Origin of the sequence: Agrobacterium tumefaciens (assembly GCF_017726655.1) — a bacterium.
GTDB lineage: Bacteria > Pseudomonadota > Alphaproteobacteria > Rhizobiales > Rhizobiaceae > Agrobacterium > Agrobacterium tumefaciens_B.
The window spans coordinates 532,749-554,704 of record NZ_CP072308.1 but is presented as its reverse complement, the minus strand read 5'-3'; the positions used below and the strand labels follow the sequence as shown (position 1 = coordinate 554,704).

Sequence of the window (21,956 nt, the reverse complement as noted above, 5' to 3'; positions counted from 1 at the left end):
TCCCCTGCCAGCCGCCGCAAGCACAGAAAGAGATTGCGCGCTTGGCCTTTCGGTGAAAGAAGAAGCCCTCTTCCTCCGCCTGCCCGGACACATCAAGTGCAAGACATCGCCCTCAACGTTTTCATCGTCCTCTTCTGCGTCGCCGTCTTTGCCGGCTTTATCGATTCCATCGCCGGCGGCGGCGGTCTCATCGTCATTCCGGCCATGCTGATCATGGGAATTGCGCCGCTCGATGCGCTCGGCACCAACAAGCTGCAGTCGCAGTTCGGCTCTGCCTCCGCCACGATAGCCTATGCGCGGCGGGGACATGTCAATCTGCGAGAGCAGTTGCCGATGGCCCTGATGGCCATGCTGGGAGGGGCGCTGGGCGCGATCGCTGCCGGCTTCGTGCCCTCGAGCGTCCTGCGCACGATCATGCCGTTCCTGCTGATCGCCATCGCCCTTTACTTCGCCCTGAAACCGCAGATGAGTGACGTCGACAGCCATCGCCGCATCACGCCTTTTGTCTTCGGTCTGGTGATCGCGCCGCTGATCGGTTTTTATGATGGGGTTTTCGGCCCGGGCGCTGGCTCGTTTTATATGCTCGCCTTCGTGGCGCTTGCCGGTTTTGGCATGCTGAAAGCCACCGCCCATACGAAGCTCCTGAATTTCGGCTCTAACATCGGCGGCTTCATTGTCTTTGCTATCGGTGGCTCCGTCTTGTGGAAACTGGGCCTTGCCATGGGTGTGGGCCAATTCATCGGCGCACAGGTCGGTTCCCGATTCGCGATGAAGAACGGGGCAAAAATTATCCGGCCGCTACTGGTGGTATCTTGCCTCGCCATGGCGACGAAGCTACTGATCGACGCATCATCCGCATGGTCGATCGCCGCTATATGGGAAACCATATTCCCGAACTAGCCGGAATAGAAAACGGCGCACCTTGCCATTGCCATCAGAGACGTGCGCGGGCTTCACGCCATGGCGCGGCGTCTGCGATCTTCGATTTCGCGGATGACCACCATCGCACCGACGAGTTTATAGGCAGACGAATAGCAGGGCGACATCTCAAGCGACTTCACGATGGTACGACCGTTCTGATCTTCCGCGTAGGTGTATTTCGACGTGTCGCCCTTGAAGCAATTATCGAGTTTCTCTCTGAGGTCGTTCTGGAACCGGTGAACGCCAACAAGCTCGGCGATGTGGCAACCGACGAGCCCCTCCGGTGCATTGCGCTGAAAGGCATCGAGAGAATTGGCGAAGGAGACGCGGTAACCAGGCGTCACGATGACGACAGGCTCGTCCAGATCGTTCAGCATGTCCTCATCGAGGATCAGGTGGCGATGGTGCCACTCCAGCGTGTCTTCATCCTCATCGCCAACGACCTTGGCCTTCGAGGGCATACCCACGTAACGATCGACCAGCGTGCGCAGCAGTTCGGAGTTGCGCTGCACGCAGCCCAGATCTTCCGCCTCATGGTTGAGGAGGTCGATAGCGAAGCGGAACTGTTCCCTGATATCTTCAGAGTTTTCCGTCTTGCGTCCAACAACCCGTTCGAGGAGCTGTTCAAGCTCGCGCTCCAGCACGGCAATCTTGTCCGCCTCGTTTTTACCAACGGCAGATTGCAGTTCCGTGTAGCGCAGCCAGAACAATTCAATCAAATCTTTCAACCCAACTCTCCCTGAACGGGCATTTGGCTCCAATACGAACCGCGACGAGCCCCTTGCCCCGAGCTATAGCGCCTGCGCGCTTAAAAATGACGTAACGAAAGGCTGCCACGACACGGGACTGTAATAAATTATCACAGCGACGACTATTTTTTCAATTTCGATAATCCATGAACGAGAAATGAGGTTCCGCTGAAATGAAAAAAGATTGAAAACCGCAAAAACTGCGCCGAAACTTGTAAAATCACAAAATACAACGCGTCGAGAACAGTCAGATGCGGTGCTTAACATCCCAGCGGTCGTGATACCACAACCATTGTTCAGGATATTCGCGGACCCAACTTTCAACCTTGTCGTTCAAAAGCTGCGCCGTTGCCTGAATATCGACATTTCCCCTGTCGTCACGCGGAATGTCGACCCTCGGCTCGATCTCCAGCCGGTAGCGATTGCCGGGCAGACGCACGCACCGCGCGGGATAAACATCGCAGTTGAATTGTCGAACGAGCTTTGCGAGAAGCGGGTTGGTCCGCACCTCGTGGCCAAAGAACTTGGTTGTCAGACCCTTGCCGAATTTCTGGTCGACAAGAACACCCACGCCACCGCCCTTTTCCAGCTGCCTGGCCAGCGCGAAGGAGGAACCGGCATGCGAGGGCACGAGATTGCCCATACGCTCCTTGCGGAAGTTGAAGACCTTGTCAGCGACGAACGGATTGTTCGGTGGACGAAACAGCACCGTTACATCGAGGCCGAAGGCGGAACCCGCAACCGGCAACAGTTCAAAGTTACCACTATGGGCTGTAAACACGATGAAGGGCCGCGGGTGGTCGCGTAGCTCCATGAAGGTCGGGATGCCCTCAACCTCGATGCGGCCAGGCTCGTTCTTGTCCGGATCGAAATCGAACAGCCGGTCGAGAAACACATATTCCGCCGCGAGCCGGCCCATATTAGCCCAGCTGTCCATCGCGATCTCCAGCCGCTCCTCCTCGGATTTCTCCGGAAAAGCGCGGGCCAGATTGTAAAGCATCAGCTTGTGGCGGCCGGTTTTCGGCCCCACCAAGCGCGCCAGCCGGTCAGCGGCGCGAATACCCGCATCGGCGGGGAAAAGCTTCAGCAGATTGAGAAGGCCAAAGGCGAATGTCGCAATCAGCCACTGCCGGAAGTGGTCCAGTTTCAGGACAATCCGTGTCAGGAATAGCTTCAAGATGCTCAGTCCATCCGCAGCACGATCTTGCCGAAGACCTGGCGCGTCTCCATGCGCTCCAGCGCCCGGTCGATATCGTCGAAGGTGACTTCGGTATCGATGACGGGATGAACGATGCCGCGCGCCATCTTCTGCATGGCATTGGCCATGTTTTCCATGCGGCAGCCGAAGGAGCCGAGCAGCTTCAGCTGCTGCTGGAACAGCATCATCAGGTTGATTTCGGTCGAAACGCCCGAGGTGGAGCCGCAGGTGACCAGGCGGCCGCCGCGCTTCAGCGAGAACATGGAGGCGACGAAGGTGTCCTTGCCCACGTGCTCGAACACGACATCGACGCCCTTCTTTTTTGTCAGCTTGCGCACGACGCCTTCGAAACGGTCGGTCCGGTAGTTGATGACATGATCGGCTCCGAGCGCCTTCGCCCGCTCGATCTTGTCGTCGGATCCGACCGTCGTGATGACGGTGCAGCCCATCTTCTTGGCAAGCTGGATCGCCGCCGTGCCGATGCCGGAACCGCCGGCATGGATGAGAATGGTTTCGCCCGGCTCTAGCTTGGCATTGTCAAAGAGCATGTGCTCGACGGTACCGAACGTCACCGGTGCCAAGGCAGCGGCAACCGCGTCGATGCCAGGCGGTGCCGGCACGAGCTGGCGGGCTGGAATGTTCATCTTTTCCTGCGCGAAACCATCAAGATGGAAACCGTGGACGCCCTGGACATGTTCGCACAGATTGTCGCGGCCTTCGCGGCAGGGCTTGCACAGGCCGCAGGTGCGCGCGCCATAGACCGACACCAACTGACCGGGCAGCACATTCGAAACGCCGGGACCGATCGCCTCGACCACGCCGGAGGCTTCCGCACCGATGGTGAGCGGCATCTTGCGCTTGGCGAAAGCCATGCCGCGCCAGCCCCACACGTCGATATGGTTGAGCGCCACGGCCTTGACGCGCAGCGTCACCTCGCCCGGGCCCGGAGCGTCCGGTTCGGGGAGGTCCACTTTTTCGAGCTTCCGGTCGTCGACGAGTTGAAGAGCGCGCATATATCAGTCCTTCGCCCGAAGGCGTTATCTAAAATCATTCCAGCAAAACTCTGTAACGGTTTTGCGGCTGGAATGCGAAATCAAAGAAACGGGCGCGTTTCCGCAAGTCATTCGGAAACGCCCCTGTTGTAACGAACCGGTTAAGCCGGTTCCCGCGTCATGACAAGGCTGGCATTCTGCCCGCCAAACCCGAAGGAGTTCGACAGAACCGCACCGACCTCGGCATCCCGCTTCACATTCGGCACCACGTCGAGCGTGATGGTCGGATCGGGATTGTTGTAGTTGATCGTCGGCGGCAGGGTGCCGGTCAGCATGGTCTGCAGCGAGAACACCGCTTCCACGGCACCCGCGGCGGTCAGCGTATGGCCGATCATCGACTTGTTGGACGACAGCGGAATGTTCTTCAGGCCTTCGCCGAAGACGGCCAGCATCGAGCCATATTCCATCTTGTCGTTCTCGGGCGTCGAGGTGCCGTGGGCGTTGATATAGCCGATATCGCTTTCGGCCACGCCCGCATCGGCCAGGGCCGCGCGGATCGTCGCAATCGCCGGGCCGCCATCGGGCGAAGAGCGCGTACGGTGGAAGCTGTCAGCCTTTTCCCCTGCCCCCTTGATGATGCCGAGAACCTTCGCGCCGCGAGCGACGGCTGCTTCGAGCGATTCCAGCACCAGCGTTGCGGCCCCTTCGGCGATCACGAAACCATCGCGATCCTTGCTGAACGGCTTGGAAGCCTTTTCCGGCGGATCGTTCTGGGTCGAAAGCGCCGAGAGCAGCGAGAAGCGGATCAGTGCTTCGGCACTGACGGAACCATCGGTCGCAACCGTCAAAGCCCGCTCGGTGCGGCCCTGACGAATGGCCTCGACACCAAGCTGGATCGCGGTCGCGCCCGATGCACAGGCGGTCGACAGCGTGACCGGCAGGCCGCGGGTACCGAAACGGTCGGAAAGGCGTTCGGAAATCGCACCGAAAAGTGCTGCTTCCTGGAATGTCGGATCGGGACGCTGACGGAAGGCCGTCAGGAACCGCTCATAGGCGTCACCCGGCTGGGAGGCCGGCGGAGACCGGTCGGCCAGTTCGAAACGGGCGCTCCATTCCGGCTCGATCGGCGGTGCCGCGAGAAACAGCGGGCCGTCGAAGTCACCGGAGATGCCAGCCTGAGCCAGCGCCTCTATGGTGGTTTCGCGGGCAAAGGCATAGGAGCGCTCGACCGAATTCGGAACCGGAATATCGATGAAATCCACCGTCCCGCTGATCCGGGTTGAAAGCCCTTCGGTCGGGAAACGGGTGATCTTGTGGATGCCCGACTTGCCTGACGTCAGCGCCGACCAGTTGTCCTGAAGCCCCTGACCGAGCGAGGTGATGATGCCCATGCCGGTGACGGCGACGATCGGGCGACCGAGATGATCCTTAAAATTGGTCATGGTCTATTCTCCTCACACGTCACGGGACAGAACGGCGACACCTTCGCCACGGACATGGCCAACGGTGGTGACGACAGCCTCGGTCGCCGCCTCGCCCATTGGCTTTTCCGCATTTGCGTCGAAGGTAGGAACCTTGGCACCGCTTTCAAGCGTCAGCGCCGCCAGTGCGAGCCCGAGCGGAAACTGCGCCTCGAGTCCATGACCGGTGACACCACCGAAACCACGAATGGCGGCCTTCGGCAAAGTTTTCTCGAGAATGTGCTTCTCACGCGCCGTTACGTCGTCGAGGCCACTGGCGCCGGAAAATACCACGGTCGCGGCGCTATCCGTTGCGGGCGCAAGCAGGCGCTCCATGCGCTTTTCCATCTTGCCGTCGTCGCGGCTGCCGCGGTCACCCTCGATGGCGTCGATGCGGGCATAGATGCGCGCGCCGCGCTCACTGGCATGTTTGCGCGATTCAAGAACCAGGAAGGCTCCGAGCGACCCGGAGATCATGCCGCCGCCTTCATGCCCTTCGCGCGACCACAGGGGCTGCCACGCTCCCTGCGCATGCGCGCCGATGGCTTCGAACAGCAGGATCATGTCGGGACGTTCGGCGGAGAAGGCGCCGCCTACGAGAGCGTGGCTCGATTCGCCTGAACGAATGCGATGAAATGCGGTTTCGACGGCGGAAATGCCGGCCGCTTCTTCGCCCATGAAGGTGCGGGACGACCCTGTGACCTTGTGCACGATGGAAATATTGCCGGCCATCAGGTTGGAAAGCTGGGCGAGAAACAGCGTCGGGCGCAGTTCGGTCGTCAGCTTTTCATTCAGCAGTTTTTCGCGGTCGTTGCGCTTCAAAGCTTCGTCGACGATCAGCGTGTCGACATTGATGTCGCGCTCGCCGCCGCCCGCAGCAACGATCATATCCATGGTGGCGCAGGCTTCGGCGTTTTCCTTCAGGCCGGCATCATCGAGCGCAAGACCAGCGGCGAAAACACCGAGACGCTGCCAGTTTTCCATCTGCCGCTGGTCGCCGCGCTTGGCGATCTGGGCCGACCAGTCGATCTCAGGCATGGGATGAACGGGGTAGGGCTTGAATTTTTCGGTCTCGACAACCGGCGCCGGCGCGGCGGCTCCAGAAAGAAGCGCCAGATGCGCCTGGCTGCCAACGCCGTGACAGGTCACGATGCCGACCCCTGTTATCACCACATCATTGTCAGATTTCATCGTCTGTCATCCTTTGCAGCCGGCCCCGTGAGGCGGTCACGGCTATCCACAGCGGTTGTGAACAACCACGTCATGCGTTGCGGAATAAAGCGCGCGACGCAGATTGGCAATGCCGAAGGCCCGATCCGTCGTCCCGAACCCACGATTTTCATGCGTCAGAAACGGGCCGACGGGAAAAACGCTCTCCTTGGAAACGATTAGAAATATTTACTTCTGAGCATCCGCGGCGATCGCCGCCATCAGGCCGACTTCCTCGGCACGCTTCTTGACGATTGGCCCGAGCGGTATTTCGCTGAAGGGCATGGTGCGCAATTTCAGCTGCGCGTCGCAGACCTTCTTGCCGTCGCTGGTGATCTTGGCCTTGGTCACCGCAAAGCCTGAACCGTCATGCTCAAGCACCGCTTCGATATCCAGAATAGCGCCGGGCTCCACGAAGGTGCGCATCTTGGCGCTATCGACCGACATCAGGAACGGCATGGAGGCAAAGTCGGAAAACGCCAGAACCATCATGCCGGAGGCCTGTGCCATGGTCTCGATCAGAAGCACACCCGGAACCAGTGGCATGCCGGGAAAGTGGCCTTCGAAAACAGGGCTTTTTTCAGGTACGACAGACCGCGCTTTCAACGTGCGCGTCACCATGTCCACGGCTTCAACCTTGTCGATCATCTGAAAATATTCAAGCAGCATCCGTCCGGCCCGTCTCTGGTCGGTTTAACCCGCCATGACGGCGAGCTTTAAAAAGAAATGCCCGCTCGACGCGGGCATCTTCGTCTCAGCCCTTGGCCGCGCGCAATTCGTCGATCTTGGCGCAGAGGTTCTTCAGCACGAAGTATTCTTCGGTGGAAACCTTGCCTTCGTTGACTTCCTGCGTCCACTGCTCGAGCGGAATCTTGATGCCGAATTCCTTGTCGATCGCAAAAACGATATCAAGAAAGTCGAGGCTGTCGATGCCCAGATCGTCGATCGTGTGGCTCTCCGGCGTAATGGTTTCGCGGTCGATTTCGCTGGTTTCGGCGATAATGTCGGCAACCTTGTCGAATGTAGCTGTCACGCCCATAATCCTTATTGTCGTTCGTCTGAATTATTCTGTCTGACGCACCACATAGGCAAGTCGCGCAAAAAAGCCAATGGTTTCGTGACGCAAGTTTGAAATTTGCCCTGAAACTGTTGCCTAAACAGCAACCGAATGCCGGCCCCTTCCATTGCCGAGGTAGCTGTCAAAGATTGCCGCGATGTTACGCACGAATGGCTTTCCAGCCTCGGTTATGGCAAAAATACCGGCATCCAGACGCACAATGCCGTCCCTGTCGCCAGCGGCAAATTGCTGCGCCTCATCCCTCACGGCTTGGCTCACCGTGCCGAAACGGCGCTGCACGTCAGAGAGATCGACGGAGAAGTCGCACATCAGCCTTTCGATCACGTGCGAGCGAAGATGATCGTCAGGCGACAGTTCGATCCCCTTGACGGCGGCCAGGCCGCCCTTGCGCACCATGCGCTGATATTCGGCCGTCGCCACCATGTTCTGCACATAGCCCTGCGGCAGGCGGCCGATGGAGGATGCGCCAAGTCCGATCAGCGCATCGGCAGTATCGGTCGTATAGCCCTGGAAATTCCGCCGCAAAGCCCCAGCTTCTGCCGCCTTGCACAGGGTATCGGAAGGCTTGGCGAAATGATCGAGCCCGATCTGGTTGTAACCGGCGCGCTGGAGCATCTCACCCGCCATGGTCATCTGGCGGTAACGTTCGGCAATGTCAGGCAGGGCATGTTCCGGGATAAGAGACTGGTGTTTCTTCATCCACGGCACATGGGCATAGCCGAAAAGCGCGATACGATCGGGGTCGAGCGATATGATTTGATCGACAGTTGTTTTCAGTGTCTCGCAGGTCTGAAACGGCAATCCATAAAGAATGTCGCAATTGACCGAACGCACGCCCCTCGCCCGCACGGCGTCTACCACGGATTTCGTCTGCTCGAAGGACTGAATCCGATTGATGGTTTTTTGCACTTTGTCATCAAAATCCTGCACGCCGAGGCTCGCCCGCGACATGCCGATGGCGGCAAGCGCGTCATAGCGGCTGTCGTCCAGATCGTTGGGATCCATCTCGACGCTGATTTCTGGTGCGAGCCCGAAAGTGAAGTGACGCCGCAGACAGTCCATCAGGCCCTGCATGTCTTCAGGGTCAAGCATGGTGGGCGAGCCGCCGCCGAAATGCACGGCACCCACCACCGCATCGGGCGAAACAAGCGCGCCGACCGCAGCAATCTCCTGCTTAAGTGCCTCAAGATAAATAGCAATCGGCTCGTATTTCAGCGTGTGCTTGGTATGGCAGGCACAGAACCAGCACAGCCTGTCGCAATAGGGAATATGCAGGTAAAGCGAGAGGCGATTCCTGTGGGTGAGCGCACCGAGCCAGCCGCGATAAACACCATCATCGATTCCCCCATGGAAATGCGGAGCGGTCGGGTAGCTGGTGTAACGCGGAACGGGCCCGGAATATTTGGAAAGAAGCGCGGTACTCATCACCCGATTTGCCTTTTATCAAGAAATTGTCGATTTCCTCTCTTTCAATACCGGCTGCGACAGTTTGCAACTTTGACTTCAATCAAATTGCGCCATAAGTTCTTCCTAAAGTAGACGCGGGGACGACGGCTACAGCGCAAAGCTCTTTATGAAGACCGCGACCGATATCAGCGGTCGCAATCGTCCCGCAAAGCCAGCATTGGAACAGGCTTATGGACACGCTGCAGAAGACCATCCACAATTCGGAAGAGCCCGTCGTTTGCCGCTCCTGCGAGGCGCGCCACGGCGGTCTTTGCAGCACGCTGACACCCCAGCAGCTTTGCGACCTCAACCGCCATTCCAGCCGCAAAAAGCTGGAAGCTGGCAATGAGCTTCTTGGGCAGGGTGAACTGGTCACCTCCTACGGCAACATCCTGAACGGCGTCGTGAAGCTTTCGAAAATGATGTCGGATGGCCGCCAGCAGATCGTCGGCCTGCAATTTGCCCCGGATTTTCTCGGCCGCCCCTTCATGGCGGAAAGCAAGATGACGGCGGAAGCTGCAACCGATGTGGAGATTTGCCTTTTTCCGCGCCGCGTCGTTGACCGCATGGTCTCCGAAGTGCCTGATATGGAGCGCAAGCTCCACACCCAGTCGCTGAAGGAGCTGGATGAGGCACGCGACTGGATGCTGACACTGGGGCGCAAATCGGCGCAGGAGAAGGTTGCCAGCTTCCTTTACATGATCGCCACCCATATCGACCCGGAAAACGACGACAAATCCTGCTTCGACCTGCCGCTTTCCCGCGCCGATATAGCCGATTTCCTTGGCCTCACCATCGAAACCGTTAGCCGGCAGATGACCAAGCTGCGTAAGGAAGGCATTATCCGTATCGAGAACAACCGTCACATCACAGTGCCTGATCTCAATGCTCTGAGCGAAGCCGCCGGCAACGACTGACCGTCGCGCCTCTCGATCATCGCCCCTGAGGCGCGGATGTTCCAAAATCGATGTGAGGCGCTCGCGCCTGCGCCGGTGCAAGCGAGAAACCGGCAAGAACCAGCAACGCGGCAATGAATTTCATGATGTTTCACCCTGTGCCCCGCTTTTTCAGCGGTCTGTTTGTTTTGGCTGCATCCTAAGCGGAAAACGCCTCCACCGGCTTAACATCTTCAGTAAGCAGTTGGTTCAAAGGCAGGGTAAAGAATGGGTTATGTTGTCATGCCCGCATGACGCTCAGCCCACAAATGCGATTGTCGGGAGAACTCGGCACCGCCGCGAGTGTCTTCTCCCCGCCGAGGAGAAGGTGGCCCGAAGGGTCGGATGAAAAGAGGGGCACGGTGCAGGATTTCTGAGAGCTTGCCCCCTCTTTCCGCTGCCGCGGACTTCTCCCCGGCGGGGGGAGAAAAGACAAGAGGCAGGAGCTCGCTCCATCTCAAGACTTATATCGCGCAAACCGCGCGACATGATCTCACTGCGACGCAGGCGTCTCGACCGGCTTCTGGTTTTCGGCGAGCGCCCGCAGCTCGGCCACCCGGCGCTTATATTCGGCTTCGGAAATCTGGCCGTTGCGGCGTGCGGTGCCGAGACGTGTGAGACTCGTTTCCATCTTGGAGGCCTCGTCGTCGCCCATCTGGCTGCCCGCCGCCGTCAGCGGCTGGGAAAAGGTCGGATAGGTGCCGGTGTCCCGCTTCTGGCTGACCGCCGTGTCACTGACCGGGCGTGGGCCGACGATTTCGGTCGCGGGGCGGCGCATATGGGCGGGTGCGACGATCGGCTCGGGAGCCTTGCAGGCAGCAAGCGCGGACACAAGCATCGCGCCGGAAAGCGAAAGCAAAGCGATTCTCGCGGCATTTTCCGCATTTGGTCCGAATGTGCGCATATGCTTGCCCATCGTCATGTTCCGCCTGTAAGGATATCTGCCGATATCGAATTCGACCGCGGTTGGCCTGTTGCGGCCTCCCCTTGCTGGTGGAACTTGTATTCGTTTTCATGCAGAATGTGCAAACACAAATTTGGCGGAGGATGGTGCATGGCAGGTGTTGACGGCGGGGCTGAGAAAAAGGGTGGCGAAACGCCCGGCTTCGACGCCACATCCGCCGAAGCCTACCTGATCCGCGACCCCGAAGCCTTCGCACTCAACATCGCCCGTGCGCTCGAAAACCTCGGCAAGGCCGCCTCCGAATGGCTGGCTCCGCGCGAGCGTGGCGATATCCCCAAGACAACGGCCGATCCCGTGACCGATCTGGTGAAGACGCTGTCAGATGTCGCCGAATATTGGATGGCGGAACCGAAACGGTCGCTCGAGGCGCAGACCCACCTGCTTTCCAGCTATTACGATCTTTGGGCGAAATCGGTCGCGCAATTTTCCGGCGAGGCCGATTCGGCCCCGGACAATAGGGTCGAAAGCGGTCCTGCACAGCGCAGAAACAAGCGTTTCGCCGATGCTGACTGGCAGGCTAATCCGTTCTTCGATTTTCTGCTCAAAGCTTACGAGACGACGGTCGGTTTTGCCGACCGGATGGTGACGGAAGCAGACGGACTGGACGACCATACCCGGACCAAGGCGCAGTTTTACATGCGGCAGGTCACCGAAGCGCTTTCGCCCGCCAATTTTGTCTTCACCAATCCGCAGGTCTTCCGCGAGACGGTCGCCTCCAGCGGCGCGAACCTCGTCAAGGGCATGGCGCAACTGGCGGAGGATGTGGCCGCCGGCAATGGCCACCTGAAGCTGCGCCAGACCGATTACAGCAAATTCGTCATCGGACAGAACATTGCCGTCACGCCAGGCAAGGTCGTGGCGAGAAGCCCGCTCTGCGAAATCATCCATTACGAGCCGACCACCGACAAGGTCTTCAAACGTCCCTTGCTGATCGTGCCGCCCTGGATCAACAAATTCTACATTCTCGATCTCAACCCGCAAAAGTCCTTTGTCGGCTGGTGCCTCGAACAGGGCCACAGCGTCTTCATGGTCTCCTGGGTGAACCCGGATGCGACCCTCGCGCAAAAGAGCTGGGACGATTACGTCAGCGAGGGCATCGGTTTCGCGCTGGATACCATCGAGGCGCAGACCGGCGAAAAGGAAATCAACGCCATCGGGTATTGTGTCGGCGGCACGCTTTTGGCCTCGGCGCTGGCGCTTCACGCGCAGGACGGCGAGGAGCGCATTCGCAGCGCCACGCTTCTCGCTGCCCAGACCGATTTCATCCACGCTGGGGATCTCAAGGTTTTTATCGATGAGGGCCAGCTGACGGCGCTGGACAAACATATGCAGGCAGTCGGTTATCTCGACGGCTCGATCATGGCCACCGTCTTCAACATGCTGCGCGCCTCCGATCTTATCTGGCCCTATGTGGTCGATAATTACCTGCGCGGCACGGAACCGATGCCCTTCGACCTGCTCTACTGGAACTCCGATTCGACCCGGGTGACCGCCGCCTGCCACTCATTCTACCTGCGCAATTGTTATCTCGAAAACAATCTGGCCCGCGGGCTGATGCGCGTTGGCGGCAAGCGCATCAATCTCGGCGATATCACAATACCGGTGTACGATCTCGCGACCCGCGACGACCATATAGCGCCTGCGAAATCGGTCTTTGCGGGTGCTGCCCTGTTCGGCGGGCCGGTGGAATTCGTGCTTGGTGCTTCCGGCCACATCGCCGGCGTCGTCAATCCCCCCCAGCTTGAAAAATATGAGTATTGGACCGGCCCGTCACCATCCGGAGACTTCGAAGCCTGGCAGGCCACCGCCACACCACATAGGGGCTCCTGGTGGGTCCACTGGCAGAAATGGATCGAGAGCCAGGACGCCGAGAAGGTAAATGCCCGCAAACCCGGGGATGGCAAGCGCCCGGTGCTCGGCAATGCGCCGGGAATCTACGTCCTGTCCTGACCCCTGCCCTTCACCTGATCCTTCTGGCACGATGTTCTTCACACCCCCGCTCATTCCAGCGACGCTGATTTCCCGCTACAAGCGCTTCCTCTTCGATGCCGTTCTGGAAGACGGCACTGAGATCACCGGCTCCTGCCCCAATACCGGCTCCATGCGCGGGTTGACGACGCCGGGGTCCCGCATCTGGCTATCGCAGCACGACAGTCCCACCCGCAAATATCGCCACATGCTGGAAATGGTCGAGGCCGATGAAACCGTCGTCGGCATCAACACCGGCATGCCAAACCGGCTGGCGGAAGAAGCCATAATCAACGGCCGCATCCCGGAACTTGGGGGTTATTCGACGATCCGGCGCGAACAGAAATACGGCCGCAACTCTCGCATCGATTTCCTGCTATCCGACCCCGGCCGGCCGGACGCCTATGTGGAAGTCAAGAACGTGCATTTCATGCGCGAAAAGGGCCTTGCCGAGTTCCCCGATACCGCGACCAAACGCGGCGCCAAACATCTGGAGGAGTTGGGTGACGCCGCGGAACTTGGTCACCGTGCGGTGATGCTCTATCTCATCCAGCGCGACGATTGCGACCGCATGCGCATCTGCGACGATCTCGATCCAGTCTATGCGCTGGCTTTCGCACGGGCAATGGCGCGCGGTGTGGAAGCCTATGCGGTGAAATGCGCGGTCTCGCCGACACAAATTTCGGTCAGCGGAACGGTTAAGATGGACGAATGGCGTCCAGCTGTTTTATGAACAGGGACGTGAAGAGACAGAAAGCACTATGATGGTCACCTATATCGACGCAGCCTCCGCCCCCCTCAAGAATACGGGCGTCATCCGCCTTTATACGCCTGAGGATTTCGATGGCATGCGCAAGGCGTGCCAGCTGACGGCGCGTTGCCTCGATGAGCTGGCGGCCATCGTCAAGCCGGGTGTGACGACCGACGCCATCGACCGTTTCGTCTTCGAATTCGGCGCTGATCATGGCGCGTTGCCGGCGACGCTCAATTATCGCGGTTATACGAAGTCCGTCTGCACCTCGATCAACCATGTGGTCTGCCACGGCATTCCCGATGAAAAGCCGCTGCGCGAGGGCGATATCGTCAATATCGACGTGACCTACGTGCTGGACGGCTGGCATGGCGATTCGAGCCGCATGTATCCGGTCGGCCAGATCAAGCGCGCCGCCGAACGTCTGATGGAAGTAACTTATGAATGCCTGATGCGCGGGATTGCGGCGGTGAAGCCCGGTGCGCGAACCGGGGCAATCGGCGCCGCGATCCAGGCCTATGCGGAAGCTGAGCGCTGCTCTGTCGTGCGTGATTTCTGCGGCCATGGCGTCGGACGCCTGTTCCACGATACACCGAACATCCTGCATTACGGCCACCCCGAGGAAGGCCCGGAAATTCGCGAGGGCATGATTTTCACCATCGAGCCGATGATCAATCTCGGCAAGCCGCATGTGAAGGTGCTTTCCGATGGCTGGACGGCGGTCACTCGCGACCGGTCGCTTTCCGCGCAATACGAACATGCCGTCGGCGTCACCGCCACCGGCTGTGAAATTTTCACGCTGTCGCCGGGCGGCCTTGATCGTCCGGGCCTGCCGCCACTCGCTTAAGGCCCCACCATCCATGGCAAAACGCCCCGCCCCGCCTTCCGCCGATCTTTCTCCGACGTCAGGCTTCGAGGCGGGCGAAGGCGATCTGTTCGAAGGGGCAGACGAGCGCGGCTTTTTTTCAGAGCCACGCAGTGCGCCGAAAAAGGCAGAGGGGGCCGCAGCCGCTACGGAACACGAAGCGGATGCCGCTCACTATCACGGTCACCGAGACCGGTTGCGGGCGCGCTACCGCGATGGCGGGGATTCAGCGCTGGCCGATTATGAATTGCTGGAGCTTCTGTTGTTCCGGCTGATCCCGAGGCGCGATACAAAACCCATCGCAAAGGCGCTGCTTGCCCGGTTTGGCACTCTCGGCGGCGTGCTCGGGGCGCCGGTGGCCCTGTTGCAGGAGGTGAAGGGCGTGGGTGAGGCCGTCGCGCTCGACCTGAAGCTTGTCGCCTCCGTCTCCCAACGCATGCTGAAAAGCGAAATCCGCAACAAGCAGGTTCTCGGCTCGTGGTCGTCGGTCATCGACTATTGCCATGCCGCCATGGCCTACGAGACGCGGGAACAATTCCGCATTCTCTTCCTCGACAAGCGAAATGTCCTGATTGCCGACGAAGTTCAGGGACAGGGAACCGTGGACCACACGCCGGTCTACCCGCGCGAAATCGTTCGCCGGGCACTTGAGCTTTCCTCTACAGCATTGATTTTAATCCACAATCATCCCAGTGGGGATCCAACCCCTTCGCGTGCGGATATCGAGATGACCAAAACCATCATCGAGACGGCAAAGCCGCTTGGCATCACTGTCCACGACCATATCATCATTGGCAAGGACGGCCATGCCAGCTTCAAGGGTCTCCGACTGATCTGAAGCGGACGCGAATGTTTAACATGTCCTGCAACCCATAAGGGCGGCATCAACAAAAAATTAACGCCTATAAATTAGCATTTCCGAAAATAATAAAACAAGGCATCGAACCTTGGGTGCCTTTAGGAACGGGGGTGCTTTATGCGTCATGCAGTGCGTTTCCTTCGCGACAGAGCCGGCTCATCTGCCGTCGAGTTCGCCATTGTTGCTCCGATCTTCTTTCTCGTCCTGCTCACCATGATCGCCTACGGTATTTACCTCATGGCGGCCTACTCGGTTCAGCAGATCGCAGCCGACGCGGCTCGAACAGCCGTCGCCGGCCTCAACACGACCGAACGCCAGCAACTGGCCCGCGACTTCGTAACCAAAAGCGACCTCAGCTACGCTTTCATGGACAAGACCCGCTTCACCGTCAATGTCGCCACCGACCCTGCCAATGCGAACCAGTTTACGGTGAAAGTGGAATACGACGCCAGCAACCTGCCGATCTGGAGCCTCTACAGCTACACCCTACCCGAGCCGGTCATCCGGCGCTTTTCAACCATCCGGATCGGAGGAGCATGACATGCGACATCTTCATTCCCTGCTCCCCCGCTTCCTCAAGGACAAGTGCGGCAATATCGCGATTTCCGCCGGCCTCACCGCACCGCTTTTCATCGGCATCCTGGCGCTGGGTGTCGATTACGGTAACCTCACATTGCAGAAACGGCAATTGCAGCAGACAGCCGATCTCGCGGCCATTTCCGGGGCGGCAAACGCTGCCGATCCGGAAAAAGCAGTCCAGCAATATTTCGCCCTCAATGGCATGGACCTCGGCGTCAAGACGGATAAGGGGCTGCTGACCGCCGAGGGGCTGCAACCCTTCGATCCGCTCAATGAGTTCGCGACCAGCAAGGGCTATGCGGAGGTCATCAAAGGTCACTACGAGCCGGATGCGACCGTGCCGGTGGGCCAGCGTTTCGTCGATAATGCGCTCCCCACCAACGCGATCAAGGTGAACATCGTCGAACAGGGGCAGATATTCTTTGCCTCCGCCTTCACAACGCCGCCGAAGGTCTCCGCAGTCGGCACTGCCTCGTCACAGAAGATCGCCGCGTTTTCGGTGGGATCGCGCCTCGCCAGTCTGGATGAGGGCATCCTCAACAGCCTGCTTGGCAGCCTTCTCGGCACGACCGTGTCGCTGAAACTCATGGACTATCAGGCGCTTGTCGCGGCCGATGTCAATGCGCTGAAGATCGTCGAGGCGCTGGCCATCGATCTTAACCTGACCGCCGGCACCTATAAGGACGTTCTGCAGACAGAGATCAGCTACGGCAAATTTCTGGAAGTGCTGACGAAAACTACCGGCCTGCAACCGGCCGTCGTTACCGTCTTGAACACGCTCCAGAAGACCGTCAACAAAAGCAACGTCAAGATCAAGCTCGAGGAAATCCTCAATCTCGGCCCCCTCTCCGACAAGCTGATTGGAACCGGCGAAAACCTGAAAGTCACCGCCGGCGTCTTTGATCTCATCAACGCCGCAGCCGTGGCCGGTAATGGCGGCAAACAGCTTGGCCTCAATCTCAATGCCAATCTGCTCGGGCTCGCCTCCGTCAAGGCAACGCTCGCCATTGGCGAACCGCCCGTTGAAACGCCGTCGCTCGCCGTTGGCGGCCAGGGCACCATCGTGCGCACGGCGCAGACGCGGCTCGCAGTCAATGTCGTGGTCGATGGCCTTCAGGCCCTTGCCGGCCTCAAGATCAATCTTCCGCTTTATGTTGAAGTCGCCCATGCCGAAGCACGGCTTGCCGATATCAGATGCACCGGCGGTGGACAGGGGACGGTGGATGTGGAAGTCGTCCCCGGCGTTGCGGAAATCGCGCTCGGCAATGTCGATACCACGGCCTTTGCCAATTTCGGCAGGGACCCGCGCGTGACAAAAGCAGCGATCGTGGATTCGACGCTGCTCGCCATCAATGGCAGCGCCCTCATCAACGCCACCAACATGACGAAGACAAAACTCACCTTTACCCAGTCGGATATTACGCAAGCGAAGATCAAGAGCGTCTCGACCAAGGACACTGTCACGACGCTTGTCAGTTCGCTTCTGAAGAACCTCAATCTCGATATCAGGCTTCTCTTCATCAATCTTGATCTGGGGGGGCTCGCAGGCGTCCAGTCGGCGCTGGCCAACACGCTGGCGACAGTCACCGCGCCAGTGGACCAGCTGCTCTACAACGTGCTCCTCGTCCTCGGCGTCAAGATCGGTGAAGCCGATGTGCGGGTCACGGATGTCCGCTGCCAGCAGCCCGCGCTGGTGCAATAATCAACACCACGCACGAAAAAGCCGCCGGAGGGTCTCCCGGCGGCTTTTTTGTTTTATACGTTAATCGCCCGGATCAGGCGTTGGCAATCGCCAGACGCTTTTCGTCGCGACCGCTCTTCATGCGCTCGGACAGCAGGAATGCCAGTTCCAGCGCCTGATCAGCGTTGAGGCGCGGATCGCAATGGGTGTGGTAACGGTCGGACAGCGAATCCGCCGTCACGGCGCGCGCGCCACCCGTGCACTCGGTCACGTCCTTGCCGGTCATCTCGATGTGGATGCCGCCCGGATGCGTGCCCTCGGCGCGATGGATCTGGAAGAAGCTTTCGACTTCCGACAGGATGCGCTCGAACGGGCGCGTCTTGTAGTGGTTGAGCGTGATCGTGTTGCCATGCATGGGATCGCAGGACCATACGACCTTGCGGCCTTCCTTTTCCACCGCACGGATGAGCTTCGGCAGGCTGTCTGCCACCTTGTCGTGGCCGAAACGGCAGATCAGGGTCAGACGGCCAGCCTCGTTCGCCGGGTTCAGCGCATCGATCAGCTCGATCAGATTGTCGGGCGTCAGCGACGGACCACACTTCAGGCCGATCGGGTTCTTGATGCCGCGGAAATATTCGACATGCGCATGGTCGAGCTGACGCGTGCGGTCGCCGATCCAGATCATGTGGCCCGATGTCGCGTACCAGTCGCCGGAGGTGGAATCGATACGGGTCAGCGCCTCTTCGTAACCGAGCAGCAAGGCCTCATGGCTGGTGAAGAAATCCGTCTCGCGCAGGCTCGGATTGCTGTCGGCGCTGATGCCGATCGCCTTCATGAAGTCCATGGTTTCGGAAATGCGGTCGGCCAGCTTGCGGTAACGATCCGCCTGCGGGCTGTCCTTGATGAAGCCGAGCATCCACTGGTGAACGTTTTCGAGGTTGGCGTAACCGCCCATGGCGAAAGCGCGCAGCAAGTTCAGCGTCGCCGCCGACTGGCGGTAGGCGTCAAGCTGGCGCTCGGGGCTCGGAATGCGCGAGGCTTCGTTGAATTCGATGCCGTTGATGATGTCACCGCGGTAGGACGGCAGCGTCACGCCATCCTGCACTTCCACGTTGGAAGAGCGCGGCTTGGCGAACTGGCCGGCAATGCGTCCCACCTTCACCACGGGCAGCTGTGCACCGTAGGTCAGCACCACGGCCATCTGCAGGAAGGCGCGGAAGAAGTCACGGATATTGTCCGCGCCGTGCTCGAGGAAGCTTTCGGCGCAATCGCCGCCCTGCAGCAGGAAGGCGTTGCCTTCTGCCACATTGGCGAGCTGTTTTTTCAGGCGGCGGGCTTCACCTGCAAAGACCAGCGGCGGATAGGTCGCAAGCGTGGCTTCCGTCGCAGCAAGTGCTGCCGCATCAGGATATTCGGGAACCTGCTGGATCGGTTTCTGCCGCCAGCTGCCGGGGGTCCAATTCTGTGCCATGTTCTTACCCTTCCTTCGACCGCGCAAAGGACGCGCGACCGCCTCGAAAAATTGAGCGGCTTATAGCTCCAAGCACAGGCTTTGCATAGTGACCCGCACGCCCGCCGCCCCCTTTCTGAGCCTTTTGGTGCGCCGTGAAACAGAAAAATGATTTCAAACGATTTAAATCAGAGTCGTCTCGCCACTGAGGTCATCGATCGCAAGACTTCAAGGTGATGTATCGGCGTAACGTGCGCGTCAAATGAAAAAGAAACACCGCAAGCCGATCAAGCCGCGAGGAGGGCCAGGTCTGCCACTCGTCGGCCTCGTCTTGTGGGCGAAGGTTCTCTTTGCGTCTGATCTTCTCCATCAGGAACATTGTTTCGGGTAACATGGCCGTCTCCTTTCACTGGAGACGAATTAGGTTGCGCCATGGGCAAAGCGTAGACGCGAGATTGAAAGACCCGTTTCATCTCCGGACGGAGAAGACAGACGCCGATGCGTATAAGATGCATTCATGATGTGGAGAGAATGCCATGACGGAAGTGGATTGGGACGAGTTGAGGCTTTTCGACATCGTTGCGACAGAAGGCGGCCTTACCGCCGCAGCCGGCAAAGCAGGCCTGAGTGCGCCAACGATCGGCCGAAAGATGATGCTTCTCGAACGCAAGATGGGGCGAACGCTCTTCGTTCGAAGCCAGAATGGATATCGCCTCGCCCCGGATGGTGAAGTCCTGCTCGAAAAGGTGCGGGCGATGCGAACGAGCGCGACCGAGATCACCCAATGGCATAGCGAGGCCTTTTCGCTGCCGATCGTTTCGATATCCAGCGACATCTGGATTGCCGGCTTTATCGCGGCCAATTCAGCCGCCATACGAGGCCCGTCAGATGCTTTCCGCCTGTGCTGCAAGCAATGTGAGAACGAGGACGAGTTGACCTACAGGCGCGGCATGATCGCGATCAGGCACGACAAGCCAGCCACGGGAAATTTCGCCGTCCGCAAATCGGTCGACGTCGCCTATTGCGCCTATAGCGCACGCGACGGCTCAGGCAAAAATATAGAGCAATGGATTTCGATCGGCACCGAGGTCGCAAAATCCGATGCCGAAAAATGGGTGTTCAGACATCGTGAACCGCTGGTCCACACCTGGACGAATGCCCCTGCTCTTCTGCCGAGCCTGATACAGAGCGGCGCCGGAAAAGGCGTCCTGCCCTGTTTTATTGGTGATAATGTCCCCGACCTTGCCCGCGACGGCGAGATCATCGGGGAACTGTCCCATCCACTTTGGATCATCGTGAACGACGACGACCGGCACGCCCCAGAGATGCGGCTTGCCATAGATCGCCTCGTCGCTCTCTTGAAGAGCAACGAGGCGTTGTTCGATGGCAGCCGCCAGCATCAGGCAGAGACGAGCTGGAAGCAGGAGCGGAAGAGAAGCTAGACCCGCTCGCCATTCACCACTCGGTAGCTCGGCGAATACATCGTCACCAGCTCTTCGGCTGCCGTCGGATGAACAGCCATGGTGCGGTCGAAGTCATCCTTGGTGCAACCGGCTTTCAGCGTGATGCCAAGAAGCTGCGCCATTTCACCGGCCTCGTGGCCGAGAATATGCACGCCAACCACCTTCCGGTCACCAGCATTGACGATCAGCTTCATGATCGTCTTTTCCTGGCGGCCCGACAGCGTCGCCTTCATTGGCCGGAACTGGGCGCGATAAACTTCGAGTTCCGGATATTTCCTGGCCGCTTCCTCTTCCGACAGACCGACCGTGCCGATCTCCGGCTGCGAGAATACGGCCGTCGCGATCAACTCATGATCAGGTTTGGTCGGGTTGTTCTTGTATTCCGTCTCGATAAAGCACATGGCCTCGTGGATCGCCACGGGCGTCAGCTGTACCCGGTCGGTGACGTCGCCCAGCGCGAAGATGCTGGGCACGTTTGTGCGCGAATAGTCATCAACGATGATCGCGCCGCGCGAATCCACCTTCACACCGGCATTTTCAAGCCCGAGGCCCTTGGTGTTCGGATCGCGGCCAAGCGCCAGCATCACCAGACCGACATGCAGGGAATTGCCCTTGTTGGTGCGCGCCACGAAGCCGCCCGCGCCGTCCTTGCTCACTTCTTCGATGACATCTTCCAGAATGATGCGGATGCCCTTGGCTTCCATCGCCTCATGCAGACCCCTGCGCATGTCGTGATCGAAGCGCGACAGGATTTCCTTGCCGCGATAGATCAGCGTCGTTTCCACGCCAAGTCCATGGAAAATATTGGCAAATTCGACGGCGATGTAACCGCCTCCAGCAATCAGGATGGACTTCGGCAACTCTTCGAGATCGAAAGCCTCGTTGGACGAGATCGTCAGCTCGTGGCCGGGAAGAGCCCTGTGCTCGTTCGGCGTGCCGCCGACGGCAATCACGATACGCTCGGCGGTGAAAGTCTGTCCGGTTTTGGTCAGCTTGACGGTATGGGCATCGACCAGCTCGGCACGGCTGTCGAAAATATCGGCCTTGGCGTTTTCCAGTCCCTTGCGATAGAGACCTTCCAGCCGGGCAATTTCCTTGTCCTTCGCCGCGATCAGCTTCTTCCAATCGAAGCTGCGCTCACCCACGCTCCAGCCAAATCCTTCCGAATCCTCGAAATGTTCAGGGAATTGCGAAGCGTAGACGAACAGCTTCTTCGGCACGCAGCCGCGGATGACGCAGGTGCCGCCATAGCGGTATTCTTCAGCAATGCCCACGCGCTTGCCGAGGGACGCCGCAACACGGCCGCTGCGCACGCCGCCGGAACCGCCACCGATGACGAAAAGATCGTAGTCAAAAGCTGTCATAGTCAAAACCCCTGATCAAAATCG

20 protein-coding genes are annotated in these 21,956 nt (G+C 59.2%); 9 read left to right on the top strand and 11 right to left on the bottom strand.

The window, feature by feature from the left end; all coding sequences use genetic code 11:
* The first annotated feature begins 96 nt into the window (after positions 1-96).
* Positions 97-900 carry a TSUP family transporter gene (locus AT6N2_RS02820; RefSeq protein WP_209088312.1) on the top strand — a complete coding sequence of 268 codons (804 nt, stop codon included), beginning with the start codon at positions 97-99 and terminating at the stop codon, positions 898-900.
* 53 nt (positions 901-953) lie between these two features.
* Here AT6N2_RS02820 and AT6N2_RS02815 read toward each other — a convergent pair whose 3' ends face one another.
* The 8 genes from AT6N2_RS02815 to hemN all read right to left on the bottom strand — a co-directional run bounded on the left by AT6N2_RS02815 (position 954) and on the right by hemN (position 9,032).
* The gene (locus AT6N2_RS02815; protein WP_063948927.1) at positions 954-1,649 is read right to left on the bottom strand and encodes a hypothetical protein; all 696 of its coding nucleotides are present in this window, start codon (positions 1,647-1,649) and stop codon (positions 954-956) included.
* A gap of 268 nt (positions 1,650-1,917) precedes the next feature.
* Positions 1,918-2,847 (bottom strand): lipid A biosynthesis lauroyl acyltransferase, encoded by a 930-nt coding sequence (locus tag AT6N2_RS02810; protein WP_209088310.1) that lies wholly within the window; start codon positions 2,845-2,847, stop codon positions 1,918-1,920.
* A 5-nt stretch (positions 2,848-2,852) separates the two neighbouring features.
* A complete protein-coding gene (locus AT6N2_RS02805; protein WP_144574164.1) occupies positions 2,853-3,881 on the bottom strand; it encodes a zinc-binding dehydrogenase in 1,029 nt (342 codons plus the stop codon).
* A 140-nt stretch (positions 3,882-4,021) separates the two neighbouring features.
* On the bottom strand, positions 4,022-5,302 hold the full coding sequence (locus AT6N2_RS02800) for a beta-ketoacyl-ACP synthase (protein ID WP_209088306.1): 1,281 nt from the start codon (positions 5,300-5,302) through the stop codon (positions 4,022-4,024).
* Positions 5,303-5,314: 12 nt separating this feature from the next.
* The gene (locus tag AT6N2_RS02795) at positions 5,315-6,511 is read right to left on the bottom strand and encodes a beta-ketoacyl-ACP synthase (RefSeq protein WP_209088303.1); all 1,197 of its coding nucleotides are present in this window, start codon (positions 6,509-6,511) and stop codon (positions 5,315-5,317) included.
* Between the two features lie 207 nt (positions 6,512-6,718).
* Positions 6,719-7,198, bottom strand: a complete 480-nt coding sequence (locus tag AT6N2_RS02790; RefSeq protein ID WP_209088301.1) for a 3-hydroxyacyl-ACP dehydratase FabZ family protein — start codon at positions 7,196-7,198, stop codon at positions 6,719-6,721.
* 85 nt (positions 7,199-7,283) lie between these two features.
* Positions 7,284-7,568 (bottom strand): acyl carrier protein, encoded by a 285-nt coding sequence (locus AT6N2_RS02785; protein ID WP_003495848.1) that lies wholly within the window; start codon positions 7,566-7,568, stop codon positions 7,284-7,286.
* A 114-nt stretch (positions 7,569-7,682) separates the two neighbouring features.
* Positions 7,683-9,032, bottom strand: a complete 1,350-nt coding sequence (gene hemN / locus AT6N2_RS02780; RefSeq protein WP_209088298.1) for an oxygen-independent coproporphyrinogen III oxidase — start codon at positions 9,030-9,032, stop codon at positions 7,683-7,685.
* Positions 9,033-9,244: 212 nt separating this feature from the next.
* On the opposite strand from hemN, the gene fnrN reads away from it, so the two are divergent.
* Positions 9,245-9,970: a transcriptional regulator FnrN gene (gene fnrN, locus AT6N2_RS02775; RefSeq protein WP_063948920.1), complete on the top strand. Its 726-nt coding sequence runs from the start codon at positions 9,245-9,247 to the stop codon at positions 9,968-9,970.
* Between the two features lie 511 nt (positions 9,971-10,481).
* Here fnrN and AT6N2_RS02770 read toward each other — a convergent pair.
* On the bottom strand, positions 10,482-10,904 hold the full coding sequence (locus AT6N2_RS02770; protein ID WP_233282470.1) for a hypothetical protein: 423 nt from the start codon (positions 10,902-10,904) through the stop codon (positions 10,482-10,484).
* 138 nt (positions 10,905-11,042) lie between these two features.
* Here AT6N2_RS02770 and AT6N2_RS02765 point away from each other — a divergent pair, with 138 nt between their 5' ends.
* The 6 genes from AT6N2_RS02765 to AT6N2_RS02740 all read left to right on the top strand — a co-directional run bounded on the left by AT6N2_RS02765 (position 11,043) and on the right by AT6N2_RS02740 (position 17,676).
* Positions 11,043-12,902 (top strand): PHA/PHB synthase family protein, encoded by a 1,860-nt coding sequence (locus tag AT6N2_RS02765; protein WP_209088293.1) that lies wholly within the window; start codon positions 11,043-11,045, stop codon positions 12,900-12,902.
* 31 nt (positions 12,903-12,933) lie between these two features.
* Entirely contained in the window at positions 12,934-13,653 is a 720-nt protein-coding gene (gene sfsA, locus AT6N2_RS02760; protein WP_144574154.1) for a DNA/RNA nuclease SfsA, read from the top strand.
* Positions 13,654-13,684: 31 nt separating this feature from the next.
* On the top strand, positions 13,685-14,518 hold the full coding sequence (gene map / locus AT6N2_RS02755) for a type I methionyl aminopeptidase (protein WP_172801608.1): 834 nt from the start codon (positions 13,685-13,687) through the stop codon (positions 14,516-14,518).
* 13 nt (positions 14,519-14,531) lie between these two features.
* The gene (gene radC, locus AT6N2_RS02750) at positions 14,532-15,374 is read left to right on the top strand and encodes a RadC family protein (RefSeq protein ID WP_144574152.1); all 843 of its coding nucleotides are present in this window, start codon (positions 14,532-14,534) and stop codon (positions 15,372-15,374) included.
* A gap of 138 nt (positions 15,375-15,512) precedes the next feature.
* A complete protein-coding gene (locus AT6N2_RS02745; protein WP_209088290.1) occupies positions 15,513-15,935 on the top strand; it encodes a TadE/TadG family type IV pilus assembly protein in 423 nt (140 codons plus the stop codon).
* Between the two features lies 1 nt (position 15,936).
* A complete protein-coding gene (locus AT6N2_RS02740; RefSeq protein ID WP_209088288.1) occupies positions 15,937-17,676 on the top strand; it encodes a TadG family pilus assembly protein in 1,740 nt (579 codons plus the stop codon).
* A 73-nt stretch (positions 17,677-17,749) separates the two neighbouring features.
* Here AT6N2_RS02740 and AT6N2_RS02735 read toward each other — a convergent pair whose 3' ends face one another.
* Positions 17,750-19,126, bottom strand: a complete 1,377-nt coding sequence (locus AT6N2_RS02735; protein WP_209088285.1) for a class II 3-deoxy-7-phosphoheptulonate synthase — start codon at positions 19,124-19,126, stop codon at positions 17,750-17,752.
* Positions 19,127-19,641: 515 nt separating this feature from the next.
* Between AT6N2_RS02735 and AT6N2_RS02730 the strand changes: the two genes are divergently transcribed.
* On the top strand, positions 19,642-20,547 hold the full coding sequence (locus AT6N2_RS02730) for a LysR family transcriptional regulator (RefSeq protein WP_209088282.1): 906 nt from the start codon (positions 19,642-19,644) through the stop codon (positions 20,545-20,547).
* Here the strand turns inward: AT6N2_RS02730 and gor are convergent.
* The gene (gene gor / locus AT6N2_RS02725) at positions 20,544-21,932 is read right to left on the bottom strand and encodes a glutathione-disulfide reductase (protein WP_209088280.1); all 1,389 of its coding nucleotides are present in this window, start codon (positions 21,930-21,932) and stop codon (positions 20,544-20,546) included. The genes AT6N2_RS02730 and gor overlap by 4 nt on opposite strands.
* Positions 21,933-21,956 lie beyond the last annotated feature (24 nt).

Excerpts from the sequence above, each read along its gene's own strand:
- radC (WP_144574152.1), top strand. The coding sequence starts at position 14,532 with ATGGCAAAACGCCCCGCCCCGCCTTCCGCCGATCTTTCTCCGACGTCA.
- gor (WP_209088280.1), bottom strand. The coding sequence starts at position 21,932 with ATGACAGCTTTTGACTACGATCTTTTCGTCATCGGTGGCGGTTCCGGC.
- AT6N2_RS02730 (WP_209088282.1), top strand. The coding sequence starts at position 19,642 with ATGACGGAAGTGGATTGGGACGAGTTGAGGCTTTTCGACATCGTTGCG.
- AT6N2_RS02800 (WP_209088306.1), bottom strand. The coding sequence starts at position 5,302 with ATGACCAATTTTAAGGATCATCTCGGTCGCCCGATCGTCGCCGTCACC.
- AT6N2_RS02770 (WP_233282470.1), bottom strand. The coding sequence starts at position 10,904 with ATGGGCAAGCATATGCGCACATTCGGACCAAATGCGGAAAATGCCGCG.
- sfsA (WP_144574154.1), top strand. The coding sequence starts at position 12,934 with ATGTTCTTCACACCCCCGCTCATTCCAGCGACGCTGATTTCCCGCTAC.
- AT6N2_RS02735 (WP_209088285.1), bottom strand. The coding sequence starts at position 19,126 with ATGGCACAGAATTGGACCCCCGGCAGCTGGCGGCAGAAACCGATCCAG.
- fnrN (WP_063948920.1), top strand. The coding sequence starts at position 9,245 with ATGGACACGCTGCAGAAGACCATCCACAATTCGGAAGAGCCCGTCGTT.
- AT6N2_RS02745 (WP_209088290.1), top strand. The coding sequence starts at position 15,513 with ATGCGTCATGCAGTGCGTTTCCTTCGCGACAGAGCCGGCTCATCTGCC.
- AT6N2_RS02805 (WP_144574164.1), bottom strand. The coding sequence starts at position 3,881 with ATGCGCGCTCTTCAACTCGTCGACGACCGGAAGCTCGAAAAAGTGGAC.
- map (WP_172801608.1), top strand. The coding sequence starts at position 13,685 with ATGGTCACCTATATCGACGCAGCCTCCGCCCCCCTCAAGAATACGGGC.
- AT6N2_RS02740 (WP_209088288.1), top strand. The coding sequence starts at position 15,937 with ATGCGACATCTTCATTCCCTGCTCCCCCGCTTCCTCAAGGACAAGTGC.
- hemN (WP_209088298.1), bottom strand. The coding sequence starts at position 9,032 with ATGAGTACCGCGCTTCTTTCCAAATATTCCGGGCCCGTTCCGCGTTAC.
- AT6N2_RS02765 (WP_209088293.1), top strand. The coding sequence starts at position 11,043 with ATGGCAGGTGTTGACGGCGGGGCTGAGAAAAAGGGTGGCGAAACGCCC.
- AT6N2_RS02790 (WP_209088301.1), bottom strand. The coding sequence starts at position 7,198 with ATGCTGCTTGAATATTTTCAGATGATCGACAAGGTTGAAGCCGTGGAC.
- AT6N2_RS02795 (WP_209088303.1), bottom strand. The coding sequence starts at position 6,511 with ATGAAATCTGACAATGATGTGGTGATAACAGGGGTCGGCATCGTGACC.
- AT6N2_RS02785 (WP_003495848.1), bottom strand. The coding sequence starts at position 7,568 with ATGGGCGTGACAGCTACATTCGACAAGGTTGCCGACATTATCGCCGAA.